The following is a 25,938-nucleotide window of genomic DNA, read 5'->3' on the forward strand; positions in this document are numbered from 1 at the left end:
TTAGCGTGCCGGGCAGGGTGTCGCCCTGCCTGCATGGAAAAGACGGACGACAGTCTTCAGCAGACTACCGCCTGCGCGCAGCGCACGCCTCTGGCTGGCGGTTATGGTCAGGCTCAATCCTCTTTCTGCGGTTCGCCGGGCAACAACGCGCGTGATGAACAGACCGCGATACAGGTGGAATCCCGTTTGCACGTCCACCGTTTCGGAAGCGCCTTGCAGTGAAGTCAAGGCAGCGATGCCCTTGCGCACACGGCACTCGTTCAACGCGCGGCTGCCTCCCTCCATCGGCAGCAAGGAGGGCAACGGCTCGCCAGCGGGCGCATGGTCGACAACGCTGCCGACGATGGTGATGAGCTGGTCGCCGCGCGCGCTGACGGCAGCCTGCGCGAGGTTTTCGGAAATCACCGCATCCAGGCGAACGATGCCGACGCGACGACTGATCAACATGACCATGGATCTCTCCTCTATGTATGGATGGCATCGCTACGATGCATCGCAACGACCTCTAGGAAGCCATTCCACCCGTCCCCCCGGAGGCCTGCCCGGAAGCGGTGCGCTCGAGGTCGACGAGCAGCACGTGTTCGTGAGCGAGAACAAGGTCGAAACGAGCCTGCCCCAGCGCCTGGCCATCCTGCACGACGGACAGGTTTTCGATGGGCGTCAGGCGCAGCAGGCTGGCCTTCAGCACGCGCAGGCGCTCGCCGGCATTGCCTGACTGCAGCAGGCAGCGGGCATCCTGCAGGTACTGGTGCGCCCCGGGACCATGCCAGGTCAGGCGAAAGATGCTCTCGCAACTGGCCAGCAGGGACTCCTGCTCGCCACTGGCGGAAAACTCCCGCCGCACCTTGCCAAGCAGGCTCGAGGACTCCAGGCGCAAGGTCATGAAGGGGATGGCCGGCGGGGCCAGCAGTTGATCGGCATCGATGACGCTGCCGGCGGGCAGGCCGAACAACTGCCGCAACGTTTCGCGCAGGGCGGCGTGATCCAGGCGCACGGTTGCACTGGACATGGCGAACTCCTTTTTCAGGATGGATGGATGACGGACAGGCACCGACGCGGCGGATACAACCGCCGGCCAGGCCGGAGCGAAGTACGTTCGTTCAATGCAGGCGCAGGACCCGCGCCAGGTTGCCGCGCGCCTGCAACAGCAGGACCAGCAGCACCAGCAGTACCCCGAGCATCCACGGCGAGAGGTGCTCGGCACGATACAACCCGGCCACTATTCCCAGCGCCTGGCAGCCGGTGCACAACGCCAGCAGGTAGGCGCACAGGGAAACGCCGGGGCGGAAACGCGCGCCGGCGCGGCGATAGGTGATCAGGCGCATGCAGATCGCCGAGCAGACCAGCACGGTCAGGGTGGACAGCGGGTCAACCATCGGACTTGCCTCCCCGGCGGCGCAACAGCCCGCGCATCCAGTTGGGCAGTTCACCGCCACGCATCCACTCGAGCATGCCGATGCCGCCGGTCACGCACAGGGTCGCGGCGACGAAGGCGGCCATGCCGCTGGTCTGGGTCAACCCGCGGCCGAGCGCCTCGATTCCGGCGTAATAGCCGCCGACCCAGGACACCAGCAGATAGCCGAGGCGGGTCAGGGCGTTGTAGTCACGGGCGAACACGACAAAGAAGATGGCGCCGCCGAAGCCTCCCAGCAAGGCGTTGCCATCGATACCCGGCAGGTACATGGCCAGGCCGACGCCAGCCATTGCGCTGGCGGCGGAGGCCGCAGAGCTTGGCTCGGACATGGATGACTCCCGGAAATGCAAAGGCCCGCCGAAAAGGCGGGCCCGGAACGGCCGAAGCCCGCATCGGCGGGCTTCGGCCAGAGGAATTTCAATCGTGGAGAATTTATACCTTTATCGTCCCATAGCGTCAATATGGGAAAACCCGTTTTCATATAGAAATTTTTTTAGCGCTCGCACACGATCCCCACCTCCGCCATCGGCTCCTCCAGTCGCTGCAAGGCCTGGTGCAGCAAAGCGACGATCCGCTCGCGCCATTCCTTGTCCCAGCGATGCAGGGTGCTCTTCGACAGGCCGCTGAGTCGCTCGATCTCGCGGATGCTCGACGGCGGACGACGGAACATGCGCATCAGCAAGGCCAGGGTTGCCCGCTGCTCGATCGGGTCGGCCCCGGGCTTCAGCCAGTCGCGCAAAGCCGCCAGGCCAAGGACGAAATCCCGCCCGCGGGCGAACTCGGCCCGCACCACCGCCAGCTCCAGTGGGTGCGCAGCCAGCTGGCGCTGGGCGAAACGCACGGTCATCACCGCCTGGGCCTGCCATTCGTGCGGACTCAAACCGCTGGGCAGGTGTTCGATGAAGCTGCGATCGAAGCGCTCGCGCAGGCCATCGATCACCATCGCCGTCGACGACTTCGGTCCCGGCTGGTGCTCGAACATCCAGTAGGCCACGGCCAGCGCCTGCTCGGTACTTTGAAACATGGTATTCCCTCCTTGGCCGGCCCACCTGGCTAGCCGCTCGCATTAGCCACCCGCAGTGGCTGTGTTGGGCCGCCGTCCTACCCGAGGCGAGTAGGAAAGCGCTGAAATTATGGTAATACCCATATACGGACGCTTGCAATGCCACAGGCACACCCTTAGTCTTGCCCCCTATGGAACTCAAAGATCGCATCAAGGCGGCGCGCAAGCACGCCCATCTCAGCCAGGTCCAGCTTGCCCAGGCGGTAGGCATGACCCAGACCTCCATTTCCGATCTGGAGCGCGGCAAGTCCCGCGCCACCAGCTTCGTCGCGCAGATCGCCGGCGCCTGCGGCGTCAACCCCCTGTGGCTGGCGGAAGGTCGCGGCGAGATGCTCGCCGAGCGCGGCCAGGCGAACGCAGGACCCAATGCCAGTTGGCTTGGCGCAGTAGAGTCATGGGACGACGAAACGCCCCTGGATGCCGACGAGATCGAACTGCCCTTCTACAAGGAGATCGAGCTGTCCGGCGGCAAGGGCAGCACGGTGATCCTGCAGACCGGCGGGCGCAAGCTGCGCTTCGGCAAGTACACCCTGCGCAAGAAGAACATCGATCCGGCCAGTGCCGCCTGCGTCACGGTCAGCGGCAACAGCATGGAGCCGGTGCTGCCGGACGGCAGCACGGTAGGCGTGGACACTAGCGCGCGGACGATCAAGGACGGCGACATGTACGCCTTCGACCACGACGGCCAACTGCGCGTGAAACTGCTCTACCGCCTTCCGGGCGGCGGCCTGCGCATTCGCAGCTTCAACAGCGACGAGCACCCGGACGAGCGCTACGAGCCCCAGGAAGCCGCCGAGCACATCAACGTGATCGGCCGGGTGTTCTGGTACTCGGTGCTGGTCTGACCCCTTCCCGCCCCGCCTGACGACGGGGCCGCGTTCCGGCGGAAGAAAAATCCCGGGCAAAGAAAAAGGGCCTGCATTGCTGCAGGCCCTTTCGGTATGGCGCACTCAGGAGGATTCGAACCTCCGACCGCTCGGTTCGTAGCCGAGTACTCTATCCAGCTGAGCTATGAGTGCGTGTCGGTGCTTTTTCCGGCCACCTGCCGGTAACGCTTGTTTTACCGTGAAAGACCGCAACTGTCGATCCTTCGTCCGTCGAGCCCCTGACTAGAGGAACCCTTCGAAATATGGCGCACTCAGGAGGATTCGAACCTCCGACCGCTCGGTTCGTAGCCGAGTACTCTATCCAGCTGAGCTATGAGTGCGTCGTGGGGGCGCATTATAGATTGTGGATTTTATCCGTCAAGCGATTTTTTCAATCAAATCAGTAACTTAGTTACCAAGATGGCTTTCGCCGCCTGAATCAACCTCTAACACTTGAATGGCGGAGAGGGGGGGATTCGAACCCCCGACACCCTTTTGAGGTGTACTCCCTTAGCAGGGGAGCGCCTTCGGCCACTCGGCCACCTCTCCGCAACACGGGGCGCATGATACCCATCTTTACCCCGTTTGCAAAGGGAAAATTAGATAAAAATTAATGGTTTGGCTCTTGATCTTTCTCTTTCTGGATGCGCTGGTAAATTTCCTCCCGGTGCACGGCGACTTCCTTCGGCGCGTTGACGCCGATGCGCACCTGGTTCCCTTTGACACCCAGTACCGTCACGGTGACGTCGTCACCTACCATCAGGGTCTCTCCGACCCGACGAGTCAGAATCAGCATTCCTTTCTCCTCACGCGAATATTTCAGGACAACAGTCTGCAAAAAAGAAATGGCGGCGGATCCGCAGAAATCAAGAGCGCGATCCTTCACCCAGTATTGACCAGTCCCGCCGGAATGAAAGTTCCTGCCGAACGGTCAAAAACGACAAAAGGCGCGGGGTTGCCGCGCCTTTCGCCTGCCAGCGTCACTCACCCTGTCGCGCCGGCGCGTCGAGCTCGAACGCCGTGTGCAGGGCACGTACCGCCAGTTCCAGGTACTTCTCTTCGATCACCACGGAAACCTTGATTTCCGAGGTGGAGATCATCTGGATGTTGATGCTTTCCTTGGCCAGCGCCTCGAACATGCGGCTGGCCACGCCGGCGTGCGAACGCATGCCGACGCCGACGATGGAAACCTTGGCGATGTTGGTGTCACCGATGGCTTCGCGCGCGCCGATGTTGGCGGCGGTCTGCTTGAGAATTTCCAGGGCATTCAGGTAATCGTTGCGATGCACCGTGAAGGTGAAGTCGGTGGTGTTATCGTGCGCCACGTTCTGCACGATCATGTCGACTTCCACATTGGCGGCACTGATCGGCCCGAGGATCTTGAAGGCCACGCCGGGGGTATCGGGTACGCCACGGATGGTCAGCTTGGCTTCGTCGCGGTTGAAGGCGATGCCGGAGATGATCGGCTGTTCCATGGATTCCTCTTCATCATCGATAGTAATGAGGGTGCCCGGACCCTCCTGGAAGCTGTGCAGCACGCGCAGCGGAACGTTGTACTTGCCGGCGAACTCGACCGCCCGGATCTGCAGCACCTTGGAACCGAGGCTGGCCATTTCCAGCATTTCCTCGAAGGTGATCTTGTCCAGCCGGCGGGCCTGCGGCACTACGCGCGGATCGGTGGTGTAGACGCCGTCGACGTCGGTGTAGATCTGGCATTCGTCGGCCTTCAACGCCGCCGCCAGGGCCACCCCGGTGGTATCGGAACCGCCGCGGCCCAGCGTGGTGATGTTGCCGTTGCCGTCGACGCCCTGGAAACCGGCGACCACCACGACCCTGCCGGCCTTGAGGTCGGCGCGGATATGGGTGTCGTCGATGTGCAGGATGCGCGCCTTGGTGTGCGCGCTGTCGGTGAGGATACGCACCTGGTTGCCGGTATAGGAGACCGCCGGCACGCCGCGCTTGATCAGGGCCATGCTGAGCAGGGCGATGGTCACCTGCTCTCCGGTCGAGACCATGACGTCCAGTTCGCGCGGAACCGGCTGCTCCATGATCTGGTTGGCCAGGCCGATCAGACGGTTGGTCTCGCCGCTCATGGCGGATACCACCACGACGACGTCATCGCCCGCTTCGCGGAATTTCTTCACCTTCTCGGCCACCTGCTCGATACGCTCGACGGTGCCGACGGAGGTCCCTCCAAACTTCTGTACGATCAAAGCCATTTCAAACCGCCTGATTCCGTGAAGGGCGCCCTTTTGAACCTGCCACATTCTTTCGCTACCCGGACTGGCGGGGCGCACCGCCGGCCGGGCATCAAGGGGCGCTGGCCGCCCGGCCCCGCGTCGCTCTGGCGCGGGGCCGGCATGGCATCAGAGCCCTTGCTCGACGAAGCGCTGGGCCAGGGCCAGGGCCTCGTCCAATTTCGCTGCATCGGTGCCGCCGCCCTGGGCCATATCCGGGCGTCCGCCACCTTTGCCACCAACTGCCGCCGCGGCTTGCTTCATAAGCTCGCCGGCCTTCAGTTGGCCGGTCAGGTCCTGGGTCACGCCTGCGACCAGTACAACCTTCCCGTCCAGCTCGCCGCCGAGCAGGATCACTGCGCGACCGAGCTTGTTCTTCAACTGGTCGACCAGCGCCAGCAGCGCCTTGCCGTCCAGACCATCGAGGCGCGCGGCGAGTACCTTCGCGCCCTTGATTTCCACCGCAGCCGCCGAAAGGTCGTCGCCGGCCGCGCTGGCAGCCTTGGCCTTGAGCTGTTCCAGCTCCTTCTCCAGCGAGCGGTTGCGCTCCAGCAGTGCGCCGAGCTTGTCCAGCAGGTTATCGCGGCTGCCCTTGACCAGGCTGGCGGCTTCCTTGAGCTGCTCCTCGGCACCGTTCAGGTAGGCCAGCGCCGCCGCGCCGGTGACCGCCTCGATACGGCGTACGCCGGCAGCCACGCCACCCTCGCTGGTGATCTTGAACAGGCCGATGTCGCCGGTGCGGGATACGTGGGTGCCACCGCACAGCTCGACGGAGAAATCGCCGCCCATGCTCAGTACGCGCACCTGGTCGCCGTACTTCTCGCCGAACAGCGCCATGGCGCCCTTGGCCTTGGCGGTGTCGATATCGGTTTCCTCGGTCTCGACCTCGGTGTTGCGACGGATTTCGGCGTTGACGATATCCTCCAGGGCCTTCAGTTGTTCCGCCTTGATCGCCTCGAAGTGGCTAAAGTCGAAACGCAGGCGCTGGCTGTCCACCAGCGAGCCCTTCTGTTGTACGTGGTCGCCCAGTACCTGGCGCAGCGCGGCATGCAGCAGGTGGGTCGCGGAGTGGTTGAGCGCGGTGGCCTGGCGTACCGAAGCGTCGACCTCGGCCTTGACCGCGCCGCCAACGCTCAGGTTGCCCCGGGCGACCACGCCGTGGTGCAGGTGCGCGCCGCCGGCCTTGGTGGTATCGCGCACGTCGAAGCGCACGCCAGCCGCCTCGAGGTAGCCACTGTCGCCGACCTGGCCGCCGGACTCGGCGTAGAACGGCGTCTGGTCGAGGACCACGACGCCCTCCTCGCCCTCCTCCAGGCGCTCGACGGCCTGGCCGTCCCTGAACAGCGCGACGATCTGTCCAGCGCCGGAGACACCCTGGTAGCCGAGGAAGCGGGTCTCGCCGTCGACCTTGACCAGGCTGTTGTAGTCCATGCCAAAGGCGCTGGAAGCGCGGGCGCGCTCGCGCTGGGCCTCCATCTCGCGCTCGAAGCCGTCCTCGTCGATGGTCAGCTCGCGCTCGCGGGCGATGTCATTGGTCAGGTCGACCGGGAAGCCATAGGTGTCGTACAGCTTGAACACCACGTTGCCGGGAATCACGCTGCCCTGCAGTTCGGCAAGGTCCTGTTCGAGGATCTTCAGGCCTTGCTCCAGGGTCTTGGCGAACTGCTCTTCCTCGGTCTTCAGCACGCGCTCGATGTGTGCCTGCTGTTGCTTCAGCTCGGGGAAGGCATCGCCCATCTCGGCGACCAGCGCTGCGACGATCTTGTGGAAGAAGGTGCCCCTGGCGCCCAGCTTGTTGCCGTGGCGGCAGGCGCGGCGGATGATCCGCCGCAAGACGTAGCCGCGACCTTCGTTGGACGGCAGCACGCCGTCGGCGATCAGGAAGCTGCAGGAACGGATGTGGTCGGCTACCACCTTCAGCGACGGCGCGTCGTCGTTGGCGCAGCCGATGGCCTCGGCGGAGGCTTTCAGCAGGTTCTGGAACAGGTCGATCTCATAGTTCGAGTGCACGTGCTGGAGTACCGCGCTGACGCGCTCCAGGCCCATGCCGGTGTCCACGCTCGGCGCCGGCAGCGGGTGCATGACGCCGTCCGCGGTGCGGTTGAACTGCATGAACACGTTGTTCCAGATCTCGATGTAGCGGTCGCCGTCCTCTTCCGGCGAACCGGGCGGGCCGCCCCAGATCTCCGGCCCATGGTCGAAGAAGATCTCGGTGCAGGGACCGCAGGGTCCGGTATCGCCCATCGCCCAGAAGTTGTCGGACGCATAGGGCGCGCCCTTGTTGTCGCCGATCCGCACCATACGCTCGGCGGGCACGCCGACTTCCTTGGTCCAGATGTCGTAGGCCTCGTCGTCGGTGGCGTAGACGGTGACCCAGAGCTTTTCCTTGGGCAGGTTCAGCCATTTCTCGCCGGTGAGGAACTCCCAGGCGTAATGAATGGCGTCGCGCTTGAAATAGTCGCCGAAGCTGAAGTTGCCCAGCATTTCGAAGAAGGTGTGGTGCCGCGCGGTGTAGCCGACGTTTTCCAGGTCGTTGTGCTTGCCGCCGGCGCGCACGCATTTCTGGCTGGTGGTCGCACGGGTGTAGGCGCGCTTTTCCAGGCCGAGGAAGCAGTCCTTGAACTGGTTCATGCCCGCGTTGGTGAACAGCAGGGTCGGATCGTTCGCCGGGATCAGCGAACTGGAAGCGACACGGGTGTGTCCCTTCTCTTCGAAGAAGCGGAGGAAGGCTTCACGGATTTCAGCGCTTTTCATAGGTTCTTCCACGGAAAATTGGCGGCCACGAATCGCCGGCAAAGGGCCGCATTATATCGGCCCTTGGGCAAGGTTGTAGTGTATTTGCGCGATAGTTATTGCCTATTGCCGACCTTTTCGCTTATGAGCGACGAAAGGCCGCGAAGGCATCCAGTACTTGTCCTATGGACTCGGCGGAAACGTCCAGGTGGGTGACCAGGCGCAAACGCGCCGCCGCGCTGATCCGCACCTCGCGCTCGGCGAGGAAGTCGCGCAGCGCGACCGCCCGCTCGCCGACATCGACGTAGACCATGTTGGTCTGCACCGGCTCCACCGCATAGCCCAGTTCGCGCAGCCCGTCGCCCAGGCGCGCGGCGTTGGCGTGGTCGTCGGCCAGGCGTGCCACCTGGTGATCGAGGGCGTACAGGCCGGCAGCCGCCAGCAGACCGGCCTGGCGCATCCCGCCGCCGACCATCTTGCGCCAGCGACGGGCCTTGCCGATCAGTTCGACGCTGCCGCAAAGCACCGAGCCCACCGGCGCACCGAGGCCCTTGGACAGGCACACCGACACCGAGTCGAAGTGCCGGGTGATTTCGCTGGCGTCTACGCCCAGCTTCACCGCCGCGTTGTACAGGCGCGCGCCATCCAGGTGCAGGGCCAGGCCACGCGCGCGAGTGAAAGCGCGCGCCGCGGCCAGGTAGTCGAGCGGCAGCACCTTGCCCTGCATGGTGTTTTCCAGGGCCAGCAGGCGGGTCTTGGCAAAATGGAAGTCGTCGGCCTTGATCGCCGCCGCGACCTTGTCCAGGTCGAGCGATCCGTCGGCCTCGCCGTCGATCGGCTGCGGCTGGATCGAGCCCAGCACCGCGGCACCGCCGCCCTCGTATTTGTAGGTATGCGCCTGCTGGCCGACGATGTATTCGTCGCCGCGCTCGCAGTGGGCCATCAATCCGAGCAGGTTGCTCATGGTCCCGGTCGGTACGAAGAGCGCCGCGGCGAAGCCCAGGCGCGCCGCCAGTTCGGCCTCCAGGCGGTTGACCGTAGGGTCCTCGCCATAGACGTCGTCGCCCAGTTCGGCCGCGGCCATGGCTTCGCGCATGCCGGCGGTGGGCTGGGTGACGGTGTCGCTGCGCAGGTCGATGACAGGCACGGAGGGCTCCTCGGTTCGGCGGAAAAGCCCGATCCTACGGCGCTCTACCGACAGCCACAAGGGAAGTCGGGAAATCTTCCCGGCCGCAACGGAAACGGAGCGCCGAAGCGCTCCGTCATGATCGAGAGGGAAGGCCGATACGCCTCAGAGCTTGGCCGGCACCACCAGGATTCCGGCACGCAGGCCGTTCTTCACCCGTGGATTGGGGAAGATGATGCGCGCGCCGACCTCGTCCACCACCCAGCGCGTGCCGCCGATATCCTCGGCCAGCAGGTAGCCCGGCGAGAGTTCGGTGAAGTTGGCCACGTCGTCGTCGAGGTGCAGGCGGAAGTGGTCGCTGTGCTTGATCACCTCGCGCGACACGCTGAACAGCTTGAGGCCATCGAGTCGGGAGCCGTCCGGCTGTTCCTCGCTGCCGTCGATCAGCAGCTCCAGGCTCCGCTCCAGGCGCTCCAGGTTGACCTCCTGGTTCTCTCCGAACGGACGTGCCTTGCCCAGTTCCAGGGTAAAGGCCTCGGCGCCGAGCTGGCCGTAAGTGTAGGCGCTGAAGGTGATGCCCGGCTTGTTCTGCAACAGCACCGCCTCGATGCCGGCGTCGCGCAGGCGGGCCAGTTCGCTGCGGGAATGCTCGCGGCCCTCGGCCCAGGGGTAGAGGGCGAACTGCTCGATCTTCGAGCCGCGGATCGCGGTATGCAGGTCGTAGTGCAGGTGGACTCGCTCGGTCTTGCTGAAGAACACCTGGGCCAGGCGCTCCAGCTCGGCGGCACGGAAGGCCTCGTTGCCGCTGCCCTCCTCGTGGCGACCGTTGAACAGGCGGTTCATGTCCTGTTCGACGTAGCGCTCGCCGCGGCGGATGGCTTCTGGGTTGCCGAACAGGAAGAGGACCCTGGCGGCAGGCTTGAGGGTGCCCGCGGCGACCTTGCGGATCAGCCGTTCGAGCAGTTCGATGGGCGCGGTCTCGTTGCCGTGGATACCGGCCGAGAGCAACAGGTCGACGCCGTTGTCGCGGGCGCCGATCGGCGTGACTTCCAGCGCGCCCTCGGCCAGCCAGTGCAGGCGGGTGCCGTCGGCGGTGAGCTGGATCTTCTCGGTCGGCTCGCGGCCGGCCAGGGTCAAGTCGAGCAGTTTGCCGAGGGCGAGCATGGGATGTCCTCAGTCAGTGGGTGTGGTCGCAGCCGCAGTCGGGGCCGTGCTCGTGGTCGTCGCCCTCTTCGATCGGCTCCATCTCCAGTTGCAGGCTGACCAGGTTGGTCGCCATCGGCCGCAGCAGCAGGTTGGTGTATTCGGTATCGCCGTCTTCGACGTCGACGCCGATCAGCAACTGGCCGTTGCCGGCTTGCTGGACCCACACTTCCTTGCCCTGCCAGACCACGGCGAAACGGGTGCAGGAAGTTTCCAGCTGGGTGCCGTCGGTATCTTCGAGGATCAGTTGCAGGCTATCGGACATGGTGGCGAGGCTCTCAATCGAGTTGGAAGGAATAAACCGAACCCAGTTTAAGGATCTGCGTCAGTTCATCCAATGCCGTCCGGCACTCCAGCAGCAGTTGCGGGTCGGCCAGGTCGGTTTCGCTCAGGCGGTCGCGGTAGTGCCGGTCGACCCAGGCTACCAGCGTGTCGTACAGGCCGGCGCTCATGATCACCCCCGGATTCACCGCCGCCAGCTCCCGCTCCTGCAGCGCCACGCGCAAGCGCAGGCAGGCCGGGCCGCCGCCGTTCTGCATGCTCTGCTTGAGGTCGAAGACCTTCACTTCGCGGATCGGGCCGTCGTCACCGGTGAGCTGGTCCAGGTAGTTCCAGACCCGCGGGTTGTTCCGGCACTCCTCCGGTACCACCAGCAGCATCGAACCGTCGGCCTTCGACAGCAGTTGGCTGTTGAACAGATAGGACTTCACCGCGTCCTCCACCGCGACCTGGTCGCGCGGCACGCAGATGGCGCGGAAGCGGCCGCCGCGGCGGCCAAGCTTGTCGTGCAGTTCGGCAAGGACCTTCTCGGTATCGAGGAAGGCGTCCTCGTGATGGAACAGCACCTCGCCATTGCCCACCGAGATCACATCGTTGTGGAACACGCCCTGGTCGATCACCGCCGGGTTCTGTTGAGCGTAGACCACTCCGGCCTCGCTCAGCCCGTGCAGGCGCGCGACGGCCTGGCAGGCTTCCAGGGTCTGGCGCGCCGGATAGCGTTGCGGCGCCGGGAAGCGACTGTCGAAGGCGCTGCGGCCGAAAACGAAGAACTCCACGCCGGCATCGCCATAGTCCTTGCAGAAGCGCGTGTGGTTGGCCGCGCCTTCGTCGCCGAACTGGCTCACCGCCGGCAGCGCCGCGTGATGGGCGAAATGCCGCTCGTCGTTGAACATCGCCGCCAGCACGCGGCTGGTGGTGGGATGCTCGATGGATCGGTGGAACTTGCAGTTCAGGTTGGCCGCGGTGAAATGCACGCGGCCGTCGGCGGTGTCGGCGCTCGGGCTGACCGTGGCGGCATTGGCGGTCCACATGCTCGACGCCGAACTGCAGGCGGCGAGGAGAGGCATCGCTTCCTTCGCCGCGCGGCGGATCACCTCCTCGTCGCTGCCGGAGAAGCCCAGGCTACGTAGCGCAGCGGTATCCGGGCGGGCTTGCGGGGCGAGCACCCCCTGCTTGAAACCCATCTCCATCAGCGCCTTCATCTTCGCCAGGCCCTGCTTCGCCGCTTCCTTCGGGTTGGACACCGCCTGGCTGTTGCTTTGCGAAGCGACATTGCCGTAGGACAGGCCGCCGTAGTTGTGGGTCGGGCCGACCAGGCCGTCGAAATTCACTTCATGGGCATTCATAGGCTGATCCCGGGAGTCAGGGTGGCAGGAAGGGACACGCTGGGGCTTTCCAGCGAGGCGACCGGATAGGCGCAGTAATCGGCGGCGTAGTAGGCGCTCGGCCGGTGGTTGCCGGACGCGCCGATACCGCCGAACGGCGCGCTGCTGGCGGCGCCGGTGAGCTGCTTGTTCCAGTTGACGATGCCGGCGCGGCTTTCCACGAGGAACTGCTCGAAACGCTCGCGGGAATCCGACAGCAGCCCGGCGGCCAGGCCGTACTGGGTGGCGTTGGCTTCACGGATCGCCGCAGCGAAATCGGAGTAGCGGATCACTTGCAACAACGGCCCGAAGAACTCTTCGTCCGGTCGCTCGGCCACCGCGCTGACGTCGAGGATGCCCGGGGTCAGCAGGGCGGCGCCGTCGATCGGCTGGGTCATCGCCAGCAGCGGCTGTGCGCCCTTGCCGATCAAATGCTCCTGGGCCTTGAGCAGGTGCTCGGCGGCGCTCAGCGAAATCACCGCGCCCATGAACGGCGCCGGCTGTTCGTCGAAGCGGCCGACCCGCAGGGTAGCGCTGACCGCCACCAGGCGCGCCAGCAGTGCGTCGCCCCAGGCGCCCTGCGGCACCAGCAGGCGGCGGGCGCAGGTGCAGCGCTGGCCGGCGGAGATGAAGGCGGACTGGATGATGGTGTAGACGGCGGCGTCGAGGTCGGCGACCTCCTCCACCACCAGCGGGTTGTTGCCGCCCATCTCCAGCGCCAGGATTTTCTGCGGCTGGCCACCGAATTGGCTGTGCAGCAGGTTGCCGGTGCGACTGGAACCGGTGAAGAACAGACCGTCGAGCCCACGGTGGGCGGCCAGCGCGACGCCGGTTTCGCGACCGCCCTGGACCAGGTTGAGCACGCCGGCCGGCAGGCCGGCCTCGATCCAGGCCTTGAGCGTCAGCTCGGCGACCTTCGGGGTCAGCTCGCTGGGCTTGAACACCACGCAGTTACCGGCCAGCAGCGCCGGGACGATATGCCCGTTGGGCAGGTGGCCGGGGAAATTGTAGGGACCGAATACCGCCACCACGCCATGCGGCTTGTGCCGCAGCACGGCGGTGGCGTCGGCCAGCGGACCGGACTTCTCGCCGGTGCGCTCGCGGAACGCCTGCACCGAGATCGCCACCTTGTTGACCATGCTGGTCACTTCGGTGGCCGACTCCCACAGCGGCTTGCCGGTTTCCTCGCCGATCGCCCGGGCCAGCTCGTCGGCGCGGGACTTGAGGGTCGCAGCGAAGCGCTCGAGCAACTCGATGCGCTGCTCCAGCGGGCGCCGCGCCCAGGCCGGGAAGGCCTCGCGGGCGGCACGCACGGCGGCATCGACCTGGGCGGCGTCAGCGCCGCGCCCGGACCAGACCACGCCCTGGCCAACCGGGTCGAGGGACTCCAGGGTCTCGCCCTGGCCCGCCAGCCACTGGCCGGCAATGTAATGGGTACTCATCATCGACTCCTCGGGCGCCCTCGCCGGGACGCCTCCATCAGGCTTTCAAGCGCGCTTCTGCGCCGACAGCGGCACCGCGCGTACCGAGGCGCCGGCCGACAGGCGCAGGCGCTTGGCGGTCAGCGGATCGACCACCAGGGTGCCGGCGGCGGCCCGCGCCGGCGCGGCGGTGATGCGACAGTCTTCGCGCTTGCGGTTGTGGATCAGGTAGGGCTCGGCGTCGTCGCCGGGAGTGCCCACCGCCAGCACCAGGTTCTGGCTCTCGGCGATGGCGCGGATCTTGTCGGTCTCGGCCTCGATCGCCGGGCCGGCGTCGAAGATGTCGACGTAGCCCTGGTAGCTGAAGCCCTCGGCCTTGAGCATGGCCAACGCCGGCTCGGTGTTCGGATGGACGCGGCCAATCACCCCGCGCGCCTCCTCGGAGAGGAAGCAGGTGTAGAGCGGGAACTTCGGCATCAGCTCGGCGATGAAGGCCTTGTTGCCGACCCCGGTGAGGTAGTCGGCCTGGGAGAATTCCATCTTGAAGAAGTGCCGGCCGAGGCTTTCCCAGAATGGCGAACGCCCCTCCTCGTCGGACATGCCGCGCATCTCGGCGATCAGCTTGTCGCCGAACAGGTGGCGGAATTCGGCGATGAACAGGAAGCGCGCGCGCGACAGCAGCTTGCCGTTGAGGCCGCTGCGGTGGTCGGCGTGGAGGAACAGCGAGCACAGCTCGGAATTGCCGGTCAGGTCGTTGGCCAGGAACAGCGTGGGGATCTCGCGATGGATGTTGAGTTCCTGCGAGGCGCTCACGGTGAGGCCGACCCGGTAGTTGTACCAGGGTTCGCGAAGCCCTACCGCTCCGGCGATGGCGGAGATGCCGACGACCTTGCCGGCGTCGTCCTCGAGGACGAACAGGTAGTCGGCGTCGCCGCGTTCGGCCTCGCCACGGAAGGCCTTCTCGGCCCAACTGACGCGATGCTGCAGGCGCTGCTCGTTGGCCGGCAGGGTGGTCAGGCCGGTGCCGGTGCTGCGCGCCAGCTCGATCAGGGCCGGCAGGTCGGCGCTGGTAACAGGACGTACGATCATGACTGGCTCCTTCAGACCGCTACCAGGCGCACGCTGGCGCCTTCGCCGACGCCCAGGGCCTCGGCGGCTTCAACACTCAGGGCCACCGGCTTGCCGGGCGCCCAGTCCAGGTCCAGCACAACCGCGCGGAAGTCCTGCAACTGGCCGTTGGTGACCAGGTATGGACGCCCGCTCTTCGGCGCCTCGCCGATCTTCACCGGAACCACCCGGCTCTGGGCGATCGAGCGAATCCCCGAGGTGCGCGCGTGCAGGGTCGGGCCGCCATCGAAGATGTCGATGTAGTTGTCGGTCTCGAAGCCTTCGCGCATCAGGATGTCGAAGGTGATCTGCGCTCGCGGGTGAACCTGGCCCATGGATTCCTGGGCGGCATCCGGCAACAGCGGCACGTAGATCGGATAGTGCGGCATCAGTTCGGCGAGGAAGGTGCGGCTCTTCAGCCCGGAGAGCTTTTCCGCCTCGATGTAGTTCAGGTCGAAGAAGTTGCGCCCGACCGCGTTCCAGAACGGCGATTCGCCCTGCTCGTCGCTGTAGCCGACGATCTCCACCACCACCGCGTCGGCGAAGCGCTCCGGATGGCTGGCCATGAACAGCAGGCGACCGCGCGAGTTGAGTTCGGCATAGACGCTCTGCACCAGGTCGCGCTGTACGTAGAAACTGGTCAGCAGGCTGTTGCCGGTAAGGTCGTGGCACAGCGAGAGGACATGGATCTTGTTGTGGATCGACAGCGAGCGCGAGGCGTGCACGAAGGTTTCGTTGCGGAAGCTGTAGAACGGTTCCGAGAACCCGGCCGAGGCGACGATCGCCGAGCAGCCGACCAGCTCGCCGCTGGCGCTGTCCTCGAGGACGAAGAAATAGCTTTCCTCGCCGTTGTAGCTTACCTCCGCGGCGAACGAGGCCTCGGAAGCGAGGATCTTGTCGCGCAGGCGTTCGGCGTCATCCGGCAAGGACGTGACGCCTACCGGGCTGTCCGCCGCCAGACGCTGCACCTGTGGCAGGTCGGCCGCTTGGGCGGGGCGCATCACCAACATGGCGTCACTCCTTTCTCAGACAACGATGATTGCCGCATCCATGCGCGGGACCGCGGCACCTTCCTGTGCCACGGTTTCGAACGTCCAGCAGGGAAGATCCCGCGCCACGCACGGCGGCACGGTTCCCGGCTCCGGCGCGGGCCGCTCCGGGATGTCGCATCGGGTACCCCGGCCTGCGCCGGGGCTCCGTGGGTTCGCTCAGCCGCGGACCAGCTTGGCCACGGCGCGCTCGAAGCGCTCCAGGCCTTCGTCGATCTCGGCGTCGTCGATCACCAGGCTCGGCGCGAAGCGCACCACGTCCGGGCTGGCCTGGAGCACCATGACCGCCTCTTTCTCGGCGGCGTTGAGCACATCCCTGGCCTTGCCCTTCCACTCGTCGGTCAGCGCCGCGCCGATCAGCAGGCCCATGCCGCGAATCTCGCCGAAGATGCCGTACTCCTGGCCGATCTTCTGCAGGCGGGACTTGAAGCGCTCATGCTTGGCCTTCACGCCATCCAGCACTTCCGGGGTATTGATCACGTCCAGCGCCGCCTCGGCCACCGCCGAGGCCAGCGGGTTGCCGCCGTAGGTGGTGCCGTGGGTGCCGACCGACAGGTGCTTGGCGATCTCGCCGGTGGTCAGCATCGCACCGATAGGGAAGCCGCCGCCCAGGCTCTTGGCACTGGAGAGGATGTCCGGGACCACGCCGTAGTGCATGTAGGCGAACAGCTCGCCGACCCGGCCCATGCCGCTCTGGACCTCGTCGAAGACCAGCAGCGCGTTGTGCTCGTCGCACAGCTTGCGCGCCCCTTCCAGGTAGGCCTGCTGCGCCGGCAGCACGCCGCCCTCGCCCTGGATCGGTTCCAGCACCACGGCGCAGGTCTTGTCGGAGATCGCCGCCTTCAGCGCTTCCAGGTCGTTGTAGGGAACGTGGGTGATACCCTCGAACTTGGGCCCGAAGCCATCGGAATACTTCGGCTGGCCGCCGACGTTGACGGTGAACAGGGTGCGCCCGTGGAAGCTGTTGCTGGCGGCGATGATCTCGTACTTCTGCGGGCCGTAGACATCGTTGGCGTAGCGGCGAGCCAGCTTGAAGGCCGCCTCGTTGGCCTCGGCGCCGGAGTTGGCGAGGAACACCCGCTCGGCGAAGGTGGCGTCCACCAGCTTGCGCGCCAGGCGCAGGGCCGGCTCGTTGGTGAAGACGTTGGAAACGTGCCAGATGCGCTGGGCCTGCTCGGTGAGCGCCTTGACCAGCGCCGGATGCGCGTGGCCCAGGGAGGTCACGGCGATGCCGCCGGCGAAATCGATCAGTTCGCGGCCGCTCTGGTCCCAGACGCGCGATCCCTCGCCTCGCACCGGGATGAAGGCGGCGGGGGCGTAGTTGGGGACCATATACCGGTCGAAATCGGCACGTTCTACCTGCGCATGGGGAGCGGACATCGGTGTTTCTCCTGCCTGAAGGCGGCTATCGATGAAAGGATTGTAGGGATTGGGACCGGGCCGGCATTGCCGCCATGCGACAACTTGTTATAGCGCCAACCCGGGAATTTCCGCGGCTTTCGGAAATGCGACAGAAAGCATCGGGAAGGCGCAGTGTAAACGCGCGATGCACTCGGGTGCATACTTCTTCTACGCCGCCCCACGGGCGGGAACAGCAGGGAAACAAGCCATGCCCATCGAGGGAATCGACTACCGTCTCGTCTTCGCCTCCGACGTCAATCCGCGCGACGGCCTCGGCCTGGAGTGCTGGCGCGGCGAACAGCCGCTGTTCGAGGTATTTCGCGACGACGCCGGCCGGCGTTTCGTGGTCAACCTGTTCGCCAGCGACGTTCCGCTGGAACTGCTGGAGGCGATCATTCCGACGGCCCGTCGCGAACTCGGCGACTTCCCGAGGCGATCCGCCTCCCGGGGCGTCGCAAAGCCCGGCTGAAACCGCCGCGCCGTTGGCGATCAGCCGCGTTCGACGGGAGTGAAGGTCGTCTCGAAGGCGCTGCCGCCGCGCCGCTGGTTGCGGTCCTCGCGCGGAGTGACGCCGAAGAAGTTGCGGTAGGCGCTGGAGAAATGCGGCCCGGAAGAGAAACCGCAGGACAGGCCGATCTGGATGATCGACTTGCTGGTCTGCATCAGCATCTGCCGCGCGCGGTTCAGGCGCAGCTCCAGGTAGTACTGGCTGGGTACGCGGTTCAGGTATTGCTTGAAGATCCGTTCCAACTGGCGCCGCGAAACGCACACATGCTGGGCGATCTCGTCGGTGGTCAGTGGCTCCTCGATATTGGCTTCCATCAGCAGTACCGCCTGGGTCAGCTTCGGATGGCTGGAGCCGAGGCGATTCTTCAGCGGGATGCGCTGGCGCTCGTTGCCTTCGCGGATGCGCTCCACCACCAGCTCTTCCGAGACCGCGCCGGCCAGTTCAGCGCCATGGTCGCGGGACAGCAGCGCCAGCAGCAGGTCGAGTACCGCCATGCCGCCGCAGGCGGTCATGCGGTCGCGATCCCACTCGAACAGGTGGTTGGTGGCGATGACCTTGGGGAAGCGCTCGGTGAAGTCATCGTGCCAACGCCAGTGCACCGCGGCGCGATAACCGTCGAGCAGGCCGAGCTGGGCCAGCGGGTAGATGCCGGCGGACAGCGCGCCGATCGCCGCTCCCGAACGCGCCAGTTGCTTGAGCGCCAGGCCCAGCGCTGGCGACACCGCCGCCGGCGCCTCGTCGGCGACCAGGAACAGCCGCGAGCATTGCTCCAGCCTGCCGTTCCAGGCCGTTCCCGGCAGGCGCCAGCCCTCCTCTTCGGCCGGCGCTTCGGCGAGCAGGAACAGCGGCTCGTAGAGCGCCTCGGGGTGCAACCGCCGGGCCGCCCGCAGGGCTTCCTCGGCAAGCGATAGCGTCAGCGCGCGGGTGGCGGGCCAGAGGAGGAAACCGATGCGTTGGGGTTGGGCAGTCATGGGAGCAGCTTAGCCGGCCTCTGCGATGAATGTTACTTGAGGCTGCCGGAGAGGAACTGCTTGAGGCGGTCCGACTGCGGGTTGGCGAGGACTTCCTTCGGGCAGCCGTGTTCCTCGACCAGGCCCTTGTGCAGGAACACCAACTGGTTCGACACCTCGCGGGCGAAACCCATCTCGTGGGTCACCACCACCATGGTGCGACCTTCCTGGGCCAGGTCCTGCATGACCTTCAGCACTTCGCCCACCAGTTCGGGGTCGAGCGCCGAGGTCGGCTCATCGAACAGCATCACTTCCGGCTCCACCGCCAGCGCCCGGGCGATCGCCACGCGCTGCTGCTCGCCGCCGCTCATGTGCGCCGGGTAGGCGTCCTTGCGGTGCGCCACGCCGACCTTGGCCAGGTAGTGCTCGGCCTTCTCGATGGCTTCCTTCTTCGACACGCCGAGCACATGCACGGGCGCCTCGATGACGTTCTCCAGGGCGCTCATGTGCGACCACAGGTTGAAATGCTGGAACACCATCGACAGGCGCGAGCGCATACGCTGCAACTGGCGAGAGTCGGCGGCCTTCAGCGCGCCGTCGCGGCCGGGCACCAGCTTCAGCTCCTCGCCGTTGAGCAGGATCTTGCCGGCGTGCGGCTGTTCCAGCAGGTTGATGCAGCGCAGGAAGGTGCTCTTGCCGGAACCGCTCGAGCCGATGATGCTGATCACGTCGCCCGCTTTCGCCGCCAGCGAGACGCCCTTGAGCACCTCGTGGCTACCGTAGCGCTTGTGCAGGTCTTGGACTTCCAGTTTGTACATGTGTGTGTTCTCGGCTAATCAGTCGCTGAGCAAGCGTCCCTGACGGATCGGTTGACGACCGGCCACCTTGGCCAGCCAGAGTCCCGGCTGCGCGTAGCGCATCCGTTCGATGGCGAAAAGCACGCCGGAGACCCCGGCGCACACGGTGCTGGCACGGTCGGCCAGGGGATCGATGACCTGGAACAGCGGTTCGCCCGCCTCCACCCATTCGCCCGGCCGGCGCAGGAAACTCACCACGCCGGTATGCGGCGCGTGGACGTATTCGGTGCCTTCGAAGGGCAAGCCTTCGCAGTAGGCTTCGGGCGCCGCCGGCCATTCGCCCTCGACGAAGCCCTGCTCGGCGAGGAAGGCCAGGATCGCCGCGGCGTTGGCCTCGGCCTGCTGCGCCGTGGTATCGGCCTGGCCGCCGAGTTCGACGGTGGTCGCCAGGCAGGCCAGCGGCAGCTCGGCGCGCGGATACAGGCGCGACAGGCGCAGCCACGGCACCGAGCAGGCCTCGTCGAAGGAACCGCCGCCGGACTCCTCGGCGAGCAGCCCGACAGCGGCGCCCAGGCGTGCGGCCAGGGAGGCGAAGGCGGGCCATTGCTGCGGCAGGGTATAGAGATGGATGGCGGCCTCGAAGTCGCAATGCAGGTCGAGCACCAGGTCGGCGTCGCAGGCGTGGCGATAGAGCAGGCGCTGCATGCCCTCCAGTTCCGAGGTCGCCGGCGGCAGGGCGTCCAGCGCCGCGCGCAGGCCCTGGCGGACCAGCGCGACATTGGCCGCCGGATCGCTGCCGAGACGCTCGCCGACACTGTCGATCACCGCGTCCAGCAGGTCGGGGAAATCGCGGTTGAAGTTGCGCCCGCTGCTCATTTCGAAGCGCCCCTGGTGCAGCGCCTGGATCATCTGCCCGAGACCGACCGGATTGGCCACCGGCACCAGCTCGACGGTACCGCGCAGGCGGCCTTCCGCCTCCAGCAGGCGCAACCGCTGCTTCAGCTCCCAGGCGGTGCGCATGCCCGGCAGCTCGTCGGCGTGCAGGCTGGACTGGATGTAGACCTTGCGCGCGCCGCAGCCGAAGCGGAACACGCTCAGGCGCTTCTCGCTTCCCAGGGTGCTCCACGGCAGCAGGTGGTCGATACGCTCCATGCGGTCCTCCGGATCAGGATTTGCGCGGCGCCAGGTAAGCCAGCCAGCGGCGCTCGGCAAGCTTGAACAGGCGCACCAGGATGAAGGTCAGGCACAGGTAGAACAGACCGGCGGTGATGAACGCTTCGAACGGCAGGTAGTACTGCGAATAGACGGTTCGCGCGGCGCCGGTGATGTCCACCAGGGTGACGATGGACGCCAGGCTGGTGGTCTGCAGCATCATGATCACTTCGTTGCTGTACTGCGGCAGCGCACGCCGCAGTGCCGATGGCAGGAGGATGCGGCGGTACATCTTCAGGCGCGACATGCCCATCGCCTTGGCCGCCTCGATCTCGCCATGGGGCGTGGCCTTCAGGCTGCCGGCGAGGATCTCGGCGGTGTAGGCGCTGGTGTTGATGGCGAACGCCAGGCAGGCGCAGAAGGACGCGTTCGACAGCCAGGGCCACAGCGCGCTCTCGCGCACCGCGTCGAACTGCGCCAGGCCGTAGTAGATCAGGAACAGCTGGACCAGCATCGGCGTGCCGCGGATCACGTAGGTGTAGAGCCAGGCCGGGAAGTTCACCAGCGGCTGCTTGGAGACCCGCATCAGCGCCAGCGGCACCGCCAGCAGCAGGCCGATCAGCAGGGAGATCGAGAGCAGCTTGAGGGTGACCAGCAGGCCGTCGAAATAGAGCGGAAGGCTGTCCCAGATGACGGAGAAATCGAAGATCACGATAGGGCCCCTTGACTCACAGTTCCGCGGTTTTCACGCCGACCGAATAGCGGCGTTCGAGCAGGCGCAGCAACAGCAGCGACACGCTGGTCACCAGCAGGTACAGGCCAGCCACGGCGAGGTAGTAGGTGAACGGCTCGCGGGTCGCATCGGAGGCCTGCTTGGCCTTGAACATCATGTCCTGCAGGCCGACCACGGAAATCAGCGCGGTGGCCTTGACCAGCACCAGCCAGTTGTTGGTGAAGCCGGGGATCGCCAGGCGGATCATCTGCGGCACCTGGATGCGGAAGAACACCTGGCGGTGGCTCATGCCGTAGGCGTAGCCGGCCTCGCCCTGGCCCTTGGGAATCGCCATGAAGGCGCCGCGGAAGGTCTCCGAGAGATAGGCGCCGAAGATGAAGCCGAGGGTGCCGACGCCGGACACGAAGGGATTCAGGTCGATGTAGTCGTCGTAGCCGAGTTGCGGGGCGACCCAGTTCAGCAGGCCCTGGCCGCCGTAGAAGATCAGCAGGATCAGCACCAGGTCGGGGATGCCGCGCACTACCGTGGCGTACAGGTCGCCGCACCAGGCCAGCCAGCGCACCGGTGACAGGCGGAAGGCCGCGCCCAGCAGGCCGAGGACGATGGCCAGGAGCATGGAAAGCAGGGCCAGCTGGAGAGTCAGCCAGGCGCCATCGACGATGGTCGCACCGTAGCCAGTGATCATCAAAACGGTACCTCTATGCAGCTAATGCAGCGCTAAAGCAGTGGCGTCCAGTCAATAAAAAAGTGGCACAAACAGCGCGAGGCGTCGCGGACGTTTGTGCCACCTCTGACGGATAGTGTCAGTTCGAACCGTAGACGTCGAAGCTGAAGTACTTGTCCTGGATCTGCTTGTACTTGCCGTTGGCGCGCAGCGCGTCGATGGCCGCGTTGAACTTGCCGGCCAGCTCGCTATCGCCCTTGCGCACGGCGATGCCGACGCCTTCGCCGAAGTACTTGGCATCGGTCAGTTGCGGACCGACGAAGGCGTAGCCCTTGCCGGCATCGGTCTTGAGGAAGCCATCTTCGAGGTTCACCGAATCGGCGACCACCGCGTCGAGGCGACCGGCCACCAGGTCCATGTTGGCTTCCTGCTGGGAGTTGTAGCGCACCACTTCGACGCCGGCCGGGGTCAGTTCGGCGGAGGCGTAGCGGTCGGCGGTACTGCCACGCAGCACGCCGGCCTTCTTGCCCTTCAGGTCGGCCTTGGGATCGTTGAGGCTGGCGCCTTCCTTCATCACGAAGCGCGCCGGGGTGTTGTAGTACTTGTTGGTGAAGTCGACCGAACGCTTGCGCTCGTCGGTGATGGTCATCGACGAGAGGATCGCATCGATCTTGCGCACCTTGAGTGCCGGGATCAGGCCGTCGAACTCCTGCTCGACCCACTTGCACTGCACCTTCATCTCTTCGCAGAGGGCATTGCCGATATCCACGTCGAAGCCTGCCAGCTGGCCGTCCGGGGTCTTCAGCGAGAACGGCGGATAGGCCGCCTCGATGCCGATGCGCACCGGCTTGTCGGCGGCGAAAGTGGGCAGGGAGAGCACGGACAGCGCCAGGGCGCCGAGAAGTGCGAGCTTCTTCATCTGGAACTCCTTCGAAGGGGATGGCATCGATTGGCAGGAGAAATAGAACCTTGCCCAGGCTGCCGACGGATATGCGTGATCACCGGCTCTTGCGCATGGCGCCTTCTCGTGGACAGGGCGCCAGCTGGGGTGAGCGGCATTCTAGCGACAGGCCGAAAGTGGTTATTTCTTCAATGCGACAACTAATTATAAAAGCACCGAAGAGGGCATTCGGCGATATTGACAGGCAGCGACATTTGTGCCCGGAAAGCGCGAAGTGTAATCAATGAGTAAAGCAAATCTCAAGCCATAAATTGCCAATTCCTTCTCCTTCAATGGCTTGGCCGCTACGACTCGCCTCGACTGCTACCCCGTGTCGCACCTTGGCTGTGCGTGGCGTTTCCTCTCGCCCCAATTATGCGCAGGCGCGCATCACCGAAGTGTTACCGCCGCCCCATTCCCGGCTCGAGCCCATTCGAAACGCCCTCCTCCTCGGCCCGCGCCAAATGAAAGACCCCGCGCGGCTCGCACCGCGCGGGGTCGTTTCGGATCAGGCGGAAGTCAGGCGGCCTGCATCGAGCGATGGGTCTCGATCAGGTGCTGAACCACGCCCGGGTCGGCAAGGGTGGAGATGTCGCCGAGGGTGTCGTACTCGGCCGCGGCGATCTTGCGCAGGATGCGCCGCATGATCTTGCCCGAACGGGTCTTCGGCAGTCCCGGCGCCCACTGGATCACATCCGGCGTGGCGATCGGACCGATCTCGCGGCGAACCCATTGCTTCAGCTCCTGGCGCAGCGCCTCGCTCGGCTCGACCCCGGAGTTGAGGGTGACGTAGACATAGATGCCCTGCCCCTTGATGTCGTGCTGCATGCCGACCACCGCCGCCTCGGCGACCTTCGGGTGGGCGACCATCGCGCTTTCCACCTCGGCGGTGCCCATGCGGTGGCCGGAGACGTTGAGCACGTCGTCGACCCGCCCGGTGATCCAGTAGTAGCCGTCCTCGTCGCGGCGCGCGCCGTCGCCGGTGAAGTACATGCCCTTGAAGGTCTTGAAGTAGGTGTCGACGAAGCGGTCATGGTCGCCGAACAGGGTCCGCGCCTGGCCCGGCCAGGAGTCGAGGATCACCAGGTTGCCCTCGGCGGCGCCCTCGATCAGGTTGCCGAGGTTGTCCACCAGTGCCGGGACCACGCCGAAGAACGGCTTGGCCGCGGAGCCCGGCTTCATCGCGTGGGCGCCCGGCAGCGGGGTCATCAGGCAGGCGCCGGTCTCGGTCTGCCACCAGGTGTCGACGATCGGGCAGCGCGACTGGCCGACGGTCTCGTAGTACCACTGCCAGGCTTCCGGGTTGATCGGCTCGCCCACCGAACCGAGCAGACGCAGGCTGGAACCGTCGGCACCGGCCACCGCCGCCTTGCCTTCGGCCATCATCGCGCGGATCGCGGTCGGCGCGGTGTAGAGGATGTTGACCTTGTGCTTGTCGATGATTTTCGCCACGCGGGTCACGTCGGGGTAGTTCGGCACGCCCTCGAACAGAATGGTGGTGGCGCCGTTGGCCAACGGGCCATAGACGATGTAGGTGTGGCCGGTGACCCAGCCGATGTCGGCGGTGCACCAGTAGACTTCGCCCGGACGGTAGTCGAAGACCCGCTCGTGGGTCAGCGAGGCGTACACCAGGTAGCCGCCGGTGGTATGCTGCACGCCCTTCGGCTTGCCGGTGGAGCCGGAGGTGTAGAGGATGAACAGCGGGTCCTCGGCGCCCATTTCCTTGGGTGCGCAAGTGCTGCCGGCAACCTTCATCAGGTCGTCGTACCAGACGTCGCGGTGCTGGTTCCACTTGATCTCCGCACCGGTACGCTTGCAGACGATGATCTTCTGCACGCTGGAGGTTTCCGGGTTGGTCAGGGCGTCGTCGACATTGGCCTTCAGCGGAGTGCGCTTGCCGCCGCGCACGCCTTCGTCGGCGGTGATCACCACCTTCGACTTGCAATCGATGATGCGCCCGGCCAGGGCCTCGGGGGAGAAGCCGCCGAAGACCACCGAGTGGATCGCGCCGATGCGGGTGCAGGCGAGCATGGCGACCACGGCCTCGGGGATCATCGGCATGTAGATGGTCACTACGTCGCCGCGGTGCACGTCCTGCCCGCGCAGGGCGTTGGCGAACTTGCAGACCTGCTCGTGGAGCTGGCGGTAGGTGATTTCCTGGTGGTCGGCGGGATCGTCGCCTTCCCAGATGATCGCCACCTGGTCGCCGCGTTCGGCGAGGTGACGGTCGAGGCAGTTGTGCGACACGTTGAGGGTGCCGTCGGCGAACCACTTGATGTCCACGTGATGGTCGTCGAAGGAGGTCTGCTTGACCTTCTCGAACGGCTTGATCCAGTCGATCCGCTGGGCCTGCTCGCGCCAGAAGCCGTCGGGGTTGACGACGGACTGCTGGTACATCGTCTTGTAGGTGGCTTCGTCGGTGAAGGTCCGTGCCACCGCTTCCGGGTGCACGGGGTACAGGGATGCCGCAGACATGGCTTTAACCTCGGTACGTGAGTGTTGTTTTTGTTGTGCCCAGTTGTAGCGAGCGCACACCCCACGAACCATACGACCATGGTCTTACCACTGCGCGACAGCGCCGATCGTAGCTATAAGCCGCGCCGATCGTAGCCTTGCGCCGGGCGGCGGAGCGCGTCTCGCGCCCCGCCGCCGCGACCTCAACTCATGCCCAGCAGGCCCGGCAGCCACAGCGAGATCAACGGCACGTAGGTCACCAGGATCAGGAACAGCAGCAGGATCATCAGCCACGGCAGCGCCGCGCGGATGGTCGCCCCCAGCGGCATGCCAGTGACCGCCGAGGTGACGAACAGGTTGAGGCCCACTGGCGGGGGTACCAGGCCGATCTCCATGTTCACCACCATGACGATACCCAGGTGGATCGGATCGATGCCCAGCTTCATGGCGATGGGGAAGAAGATCGGCGCCAGGATC

26 protein-coding genes and 3 tRNA genes are annotated in these 25,938 nt (G+C 65.6%); 2 read left to right on the top strand and 27 right to left on the bottom strand.

What is annotated here, in order from left to right; genetic code table 11:
* From HMPREF2914_RS05140 to HMPREF2914_RS05160, 5 genes are all read right to left on the bottom strand, one after another.
* Positions 1 to 453: a hypothetical protein gene (locus tag HMPREF2914_RS05140; protein WP_023092152.1), complete on the bottom strand. Its 453-nt coding sequence runs from the start codon at positions 451 to 453 to the stop codon at positions 1 to 3.
* 52 nt (positions 454 to 505) lie between these two features.
* Entirely contained in the window at positions 506 to 1,009 is a 504-nt protein-coding gene (locus tag HMPREF2914_RS05145; protein ID WP_023092153.1) for a phage neck terminator protein, read from the bottom strand.
* A gap of 91 nt (positions 1,010 to 1,100) precedes the next feature.
* A complete protein-coding gene (locus HMPREF2914_RS05150; RefSeq protein WP_003085989.1) occupies positions 1,101 to 1,376 on the bottom strand; it encodes a phage holin family protein in 276 nt (91 codons plus the stop codon).
* Positions 1,369 to 1,743 (bottom strand): phage holin family protein, encoded by a 375-nt coding sequence (locus HMPREF2914_RS05155; RefSeq protein ID WP_003085986.1) that lies wholly within the window; start codon positions 1,741 to 1,743, stop codon positions 1,369 to 1,371. Before HMPREF2914_RS05155 ends, HMPREF2914_RS05150 begins: the two co-directional genes overlap by 8 nt.
* Positions 1,744 to 1,907: 164 nt before the next feature.
* Entirely contained in the window at positions 1,908 to 2,438 is a 531-nt protein-coding gene (locus tag HMPREF2914_RS05160) for a hypothetical protein (RefSeq protein WP_023092154.1), read from the bottom strand.
* 170 nt (positions 2,439 to 2,608) lie between these two features.
* Here HMPREF2914_RS05160 and alpR point away from each other — a divergent pair, with 170 nt between their 5' ends.
* A complete protein-coding gene (alpR, locus tag HMPREF2914_RS05165) occupies positions 2,609 to 3,322 on the top strand; it encodes a transcriptional regulator AlpR (RefSeq protein ID WP_003085982.1) in 714 nt (237 codons plus the stop codon).
* Positions 3,323 to 3,419: 97 nt separating this feature from the next.
* On the opposite strand, the gene HMPREF2914_RS05170 is transcribed toward alpR, so the two are convergent.
* From HMPREF2914_RS05170 to aruC, 14 genes are all read right to left on the bottom strand, one after another.
* A tRNA-Arg gene (locus HMPREF2914_RS05170) sits at positions 3,420 to 3,496 on the bottom strand.
* Between the two features lie 111 nt (positions 3,497 to 3,607).
* Positions 3,608 to 3,684, bottom strand: a tRNA-Arg gene (locus tag HMPREF2914_RS05175).
* Between the two features lie 117 nt (positions 3,685 to 3,801).
* Positions 3,802 to 3,892: transfer RNA gene (locus HMPREF2914_RS05180), tRNA-Ser, on the bottom strand.
* 61 nt (positions 3,893 to 3,953) lie between these two features.
* Positions 3,954 to 4,139 carry a carbon storage regulator CsrA gene (gene csrA, locus HMPREF2914_RS05185; RefSeq protein ID WP_003085981.1) on the bottom strand — a complete coding sequence of 62 codons (186 nt, stop codon included), beginning with the start codon at positions 4,137 to 4,139 and terminating at the stop codon, positions 3,954 to 3,956.
* Positions 4,140 to 4,323: 184 nt separating this feature from the next.
* The gene (locus HMPREF2914_RS05190) at positions 4,324 to 5,562 is read right to left on the bottom strand and encodes an aspartate kinase (RefSeq protein WP_003085971.1); all 1,239 of its coding nucleotides are present in this window, start codon (positions 5,560 to 5,562) and stop codon (positions 4,324 to 4,326) included.
* Positions 5,563 to 5,709: 147 nt separating this feature from the next.
* On the bottom strand, positions 5,710 to 8,334 hold the full coding sequence (gene alaS / locus HMPREF2914_RS05195) for an alanine--tRNA ligase (protein WP_003112602.1): 2,625 nt from the start codon (positions 8,332 to 8,334) through the stop codon (positions 5,710 to 5,712).
* 121 nt (positions 8,335 to 8,455) lie between these two features.
* Positions 8,456 to 9,460 carry a low-specificity L-threonine aldolase gene (gene ltaE / locus HMPREF2914_RS05200; protein ID WP_016263814.1) on the bottom strand — a complete coding sequence of 335 codons (1,005 nt, stop codon included), beginning with the start codon at positions 9,458 to 9,460 and terminating at the stop codon, positions 8,456 to 8,458.
* 144 nt (positions 9,461 to 9,604) lie between these two features.
* Positions 9,605 to 10,603, bottom strand: a complete 999-nt coding sequence (gene astE, locus HMPREF2914_RS05205; protein WP_003134260.1) for a succinylglutamate desuccinylase — start codon at positions 10,601 to 10,603, stop codon at positions 9,605 to 9,607.
* 13 nt (positions 10,604 to 10,616) lie between these two features.
* A complete protein-coding gene (locus HMPREF2914_RS05210; protein ID WP_003085959.1) occupies positions 10,617 to 10,907 on the bottom strand; it encodes a hypothetical protein in 291 nt (96 codons plus the stop codon).
* Positions 10,908 to 10,920: 13 nt separating this feature from the next.
* Positions 10,921 to 12,267: an N-succinylarginine dihydrolase gene (gene astB, locus HMPREF2914_RS05215; RefSeq protein WP_003085956.1), complete on the bottom strand. Its 1,347-nt coding sequence runs from the start codon at positions 12,265 to 12,267 to the stop codon at positions 10,921 to 10,923.
* Positions 12,264 to 13,730, bottom strand: a complete 1,467-nt coding sequence (astD, locus tag HMPREF2914_RS05220) for a succinylglutamate-semialdehyde dehydrogenase (protein ID WP_023435825.1) — start codon at positions 13,728 to 13,730, stop codon at positions 12,264 to 12,266. The genes astB and astD overlap by 4 nt, the downstream gene beginning before the upstream one ends.
* Before the next feature lie 42 nt (positions 13,731 to 13,772).
* Positions 13,773 to 14,795, bottom strand: coding sequence for an arginine N-succinyltransferase (astA, locus tag HMPREF2914_RS05225; protein WP_003110258.1), 1,023 nt, complete (start codon positions 14,793 to 14,795; stop codon positions 13,773 to 13,775).
* 11 nt (positions 14,796 to 14,806) lie between these two features.
* Positions 14,807 to 15,823, bottom strand: coding sequence for an arginine/ornithine succinyltransferase subunit alpha (aruF, locus tag HMPREF2914_RS05230; protein WP_003085950.1), 1,017 nt, complete (start codon positions 15,821 to 15,823; stop codon positions 14,807 to 14,809).
* Positions 15,824 to 16,021: 198 nt separating this feature from the next.
* Complete coding sequence (gene aruC, locus HMPREF2914_RS05235) at positions 16,022 to 17,242, bottom strand: bifunctional succinylornithine transaminase/acetylornithine aminotransferase (protein ID WP_003085948.1); 1,221 nt, start codon at positions 17,240 to 17,242, stop codon at positions 16,022 to 16,024.
* Between the two features lie 166 nt (positions 17,243 to 17,408).
* Between aruC and HMPREF2914_RS05240 the strand changes: the two genes are divergently transcribed.
* Positions 17,409 to 17,732, top strand: coding sequence for a hypothetical protein (locus tag HMPREF2914_RS05240; RefSeq protein WP_003134266.1), 324 nt, complete (start codon positions 17,409 to 17,411; stop codon positions 17,730 to 17,732).
* A 20-nt stretch (positions 17,733 to 17,752) separates the two neighbouring features.
* Here the strand turns inward: HMPREF2914_RS05240 and argR are convergent, their stop codons facing one another.
* The 8 genes from argR to HMPREF2914_RS05280 all read right to left on the bottom strand — a co-directional run.
* Positions 17,753 to 18,742, bottom strand: a complete 990-nt coding sequence (gene argR / locus HMPREF2914_RS05245; RefSeq protein ID WP_003085944.1) for a transcriptional regulator ArgR — start codon at positions 18,740 to 18,742, stop codon at positions 17,753 to 17,755.
* 32 nt (positions 18,743 to 18,774) lie between these two features.
* The gene (aotP, locus tag HMPREF2914_RS05250) at positions 18,775 to 19,539 is read right to left on the bottom strand and encodes an arginine/ornithine transport ATP-binding protein AotP (protein ID WP_003085940.1); all 765 of its coding nucleotides are present in this window, start codon (positions 19,537 to 19,539) and stop codon (positions 18,775 to 18,777) included.
* 18 nt (positions 19,540 to 19,557) lie between these two features.
* Positions 19,558 to 20,670: a M14 family metallopeptidase gene (locus HMPREF2914_RS05255; RefSeq protein WP_023092155.1), complete on the bottom strand. Its 1,113-nt coding sequence runs from the start codon at positions 20,668 to 20,670 to the stop codon at positions 19,558 to 19,560.
* Positions 20,671 to 20,683: 13 nt separating this feature from the next.
* On the bottom strand, positions 20,684 to 21,382 hold the full coding sequence (locus HMPREF2914_RS05260) for an ABC transporter permease (protein WP_003085936.1): 699 nt from the start codon (positions 21,380 to 21,382) through the stop codon (positions 20,684 to 20,686).
* 16 nt (positions 21,383 to 21,398) lie between these two features.
* Entirely contained in the window at positions 21,399 to 22,088 is a 690-nt protein-coding gene (locus tag HMPREF2914_RS05265) for an ABC transporter permease (RefSeq protein WP_003085934.1), read from the bottom strand.
* A 118-nt stretch (positions 22,089 to 22,206) separates the two neighbouring features.
* A complete protein-coding gene (locus HMPREF2914_RS05270; RefSeq protein WP_003085932.1) occupies positions 22,207 to 22,986 on the bottom strand; it encodes an ABC transporter substrate-binding protein in 780 nt (259 codons plus the stop codon).
* 540 nt (positions 22,987 to 23,526) lie between these two features.
* Positions 23,527 to 25,482: an acetate--CoA ligase gene (acs, locus tag HMPREF2914_RS05275; RefSeq protein ID WP_023092156.1), complete on the bottom strand. Its 1,956-nt coding sequence runs from the start codon at positions 25,480 to 25,482 to the stop codon at positions 23,527 to 23,529.
* Between the two features lie 182 nt (positions 25,483 to 25,664).
* A partial coding sequence (locus tag HMPREF2914_RS05280) for a TRAP transporter large permease subunit (RefSeq protein WP_139148196.1) occupies positions 25,665 to 25,938 on the bottom strand: 274 nt, incomplete at its 5' end.

Source organism: Pseudomonas sp. HMSC067G02 (genome assembly GCF_001813485.1).
GTDB classification, from domain to species: Bacteria; Pseudomonadota; Gammaproteobacteria; order Pseudomonadales; family Pseudomonadaceae; genus Pseudomonas; species Pseudomonas aeruginosa.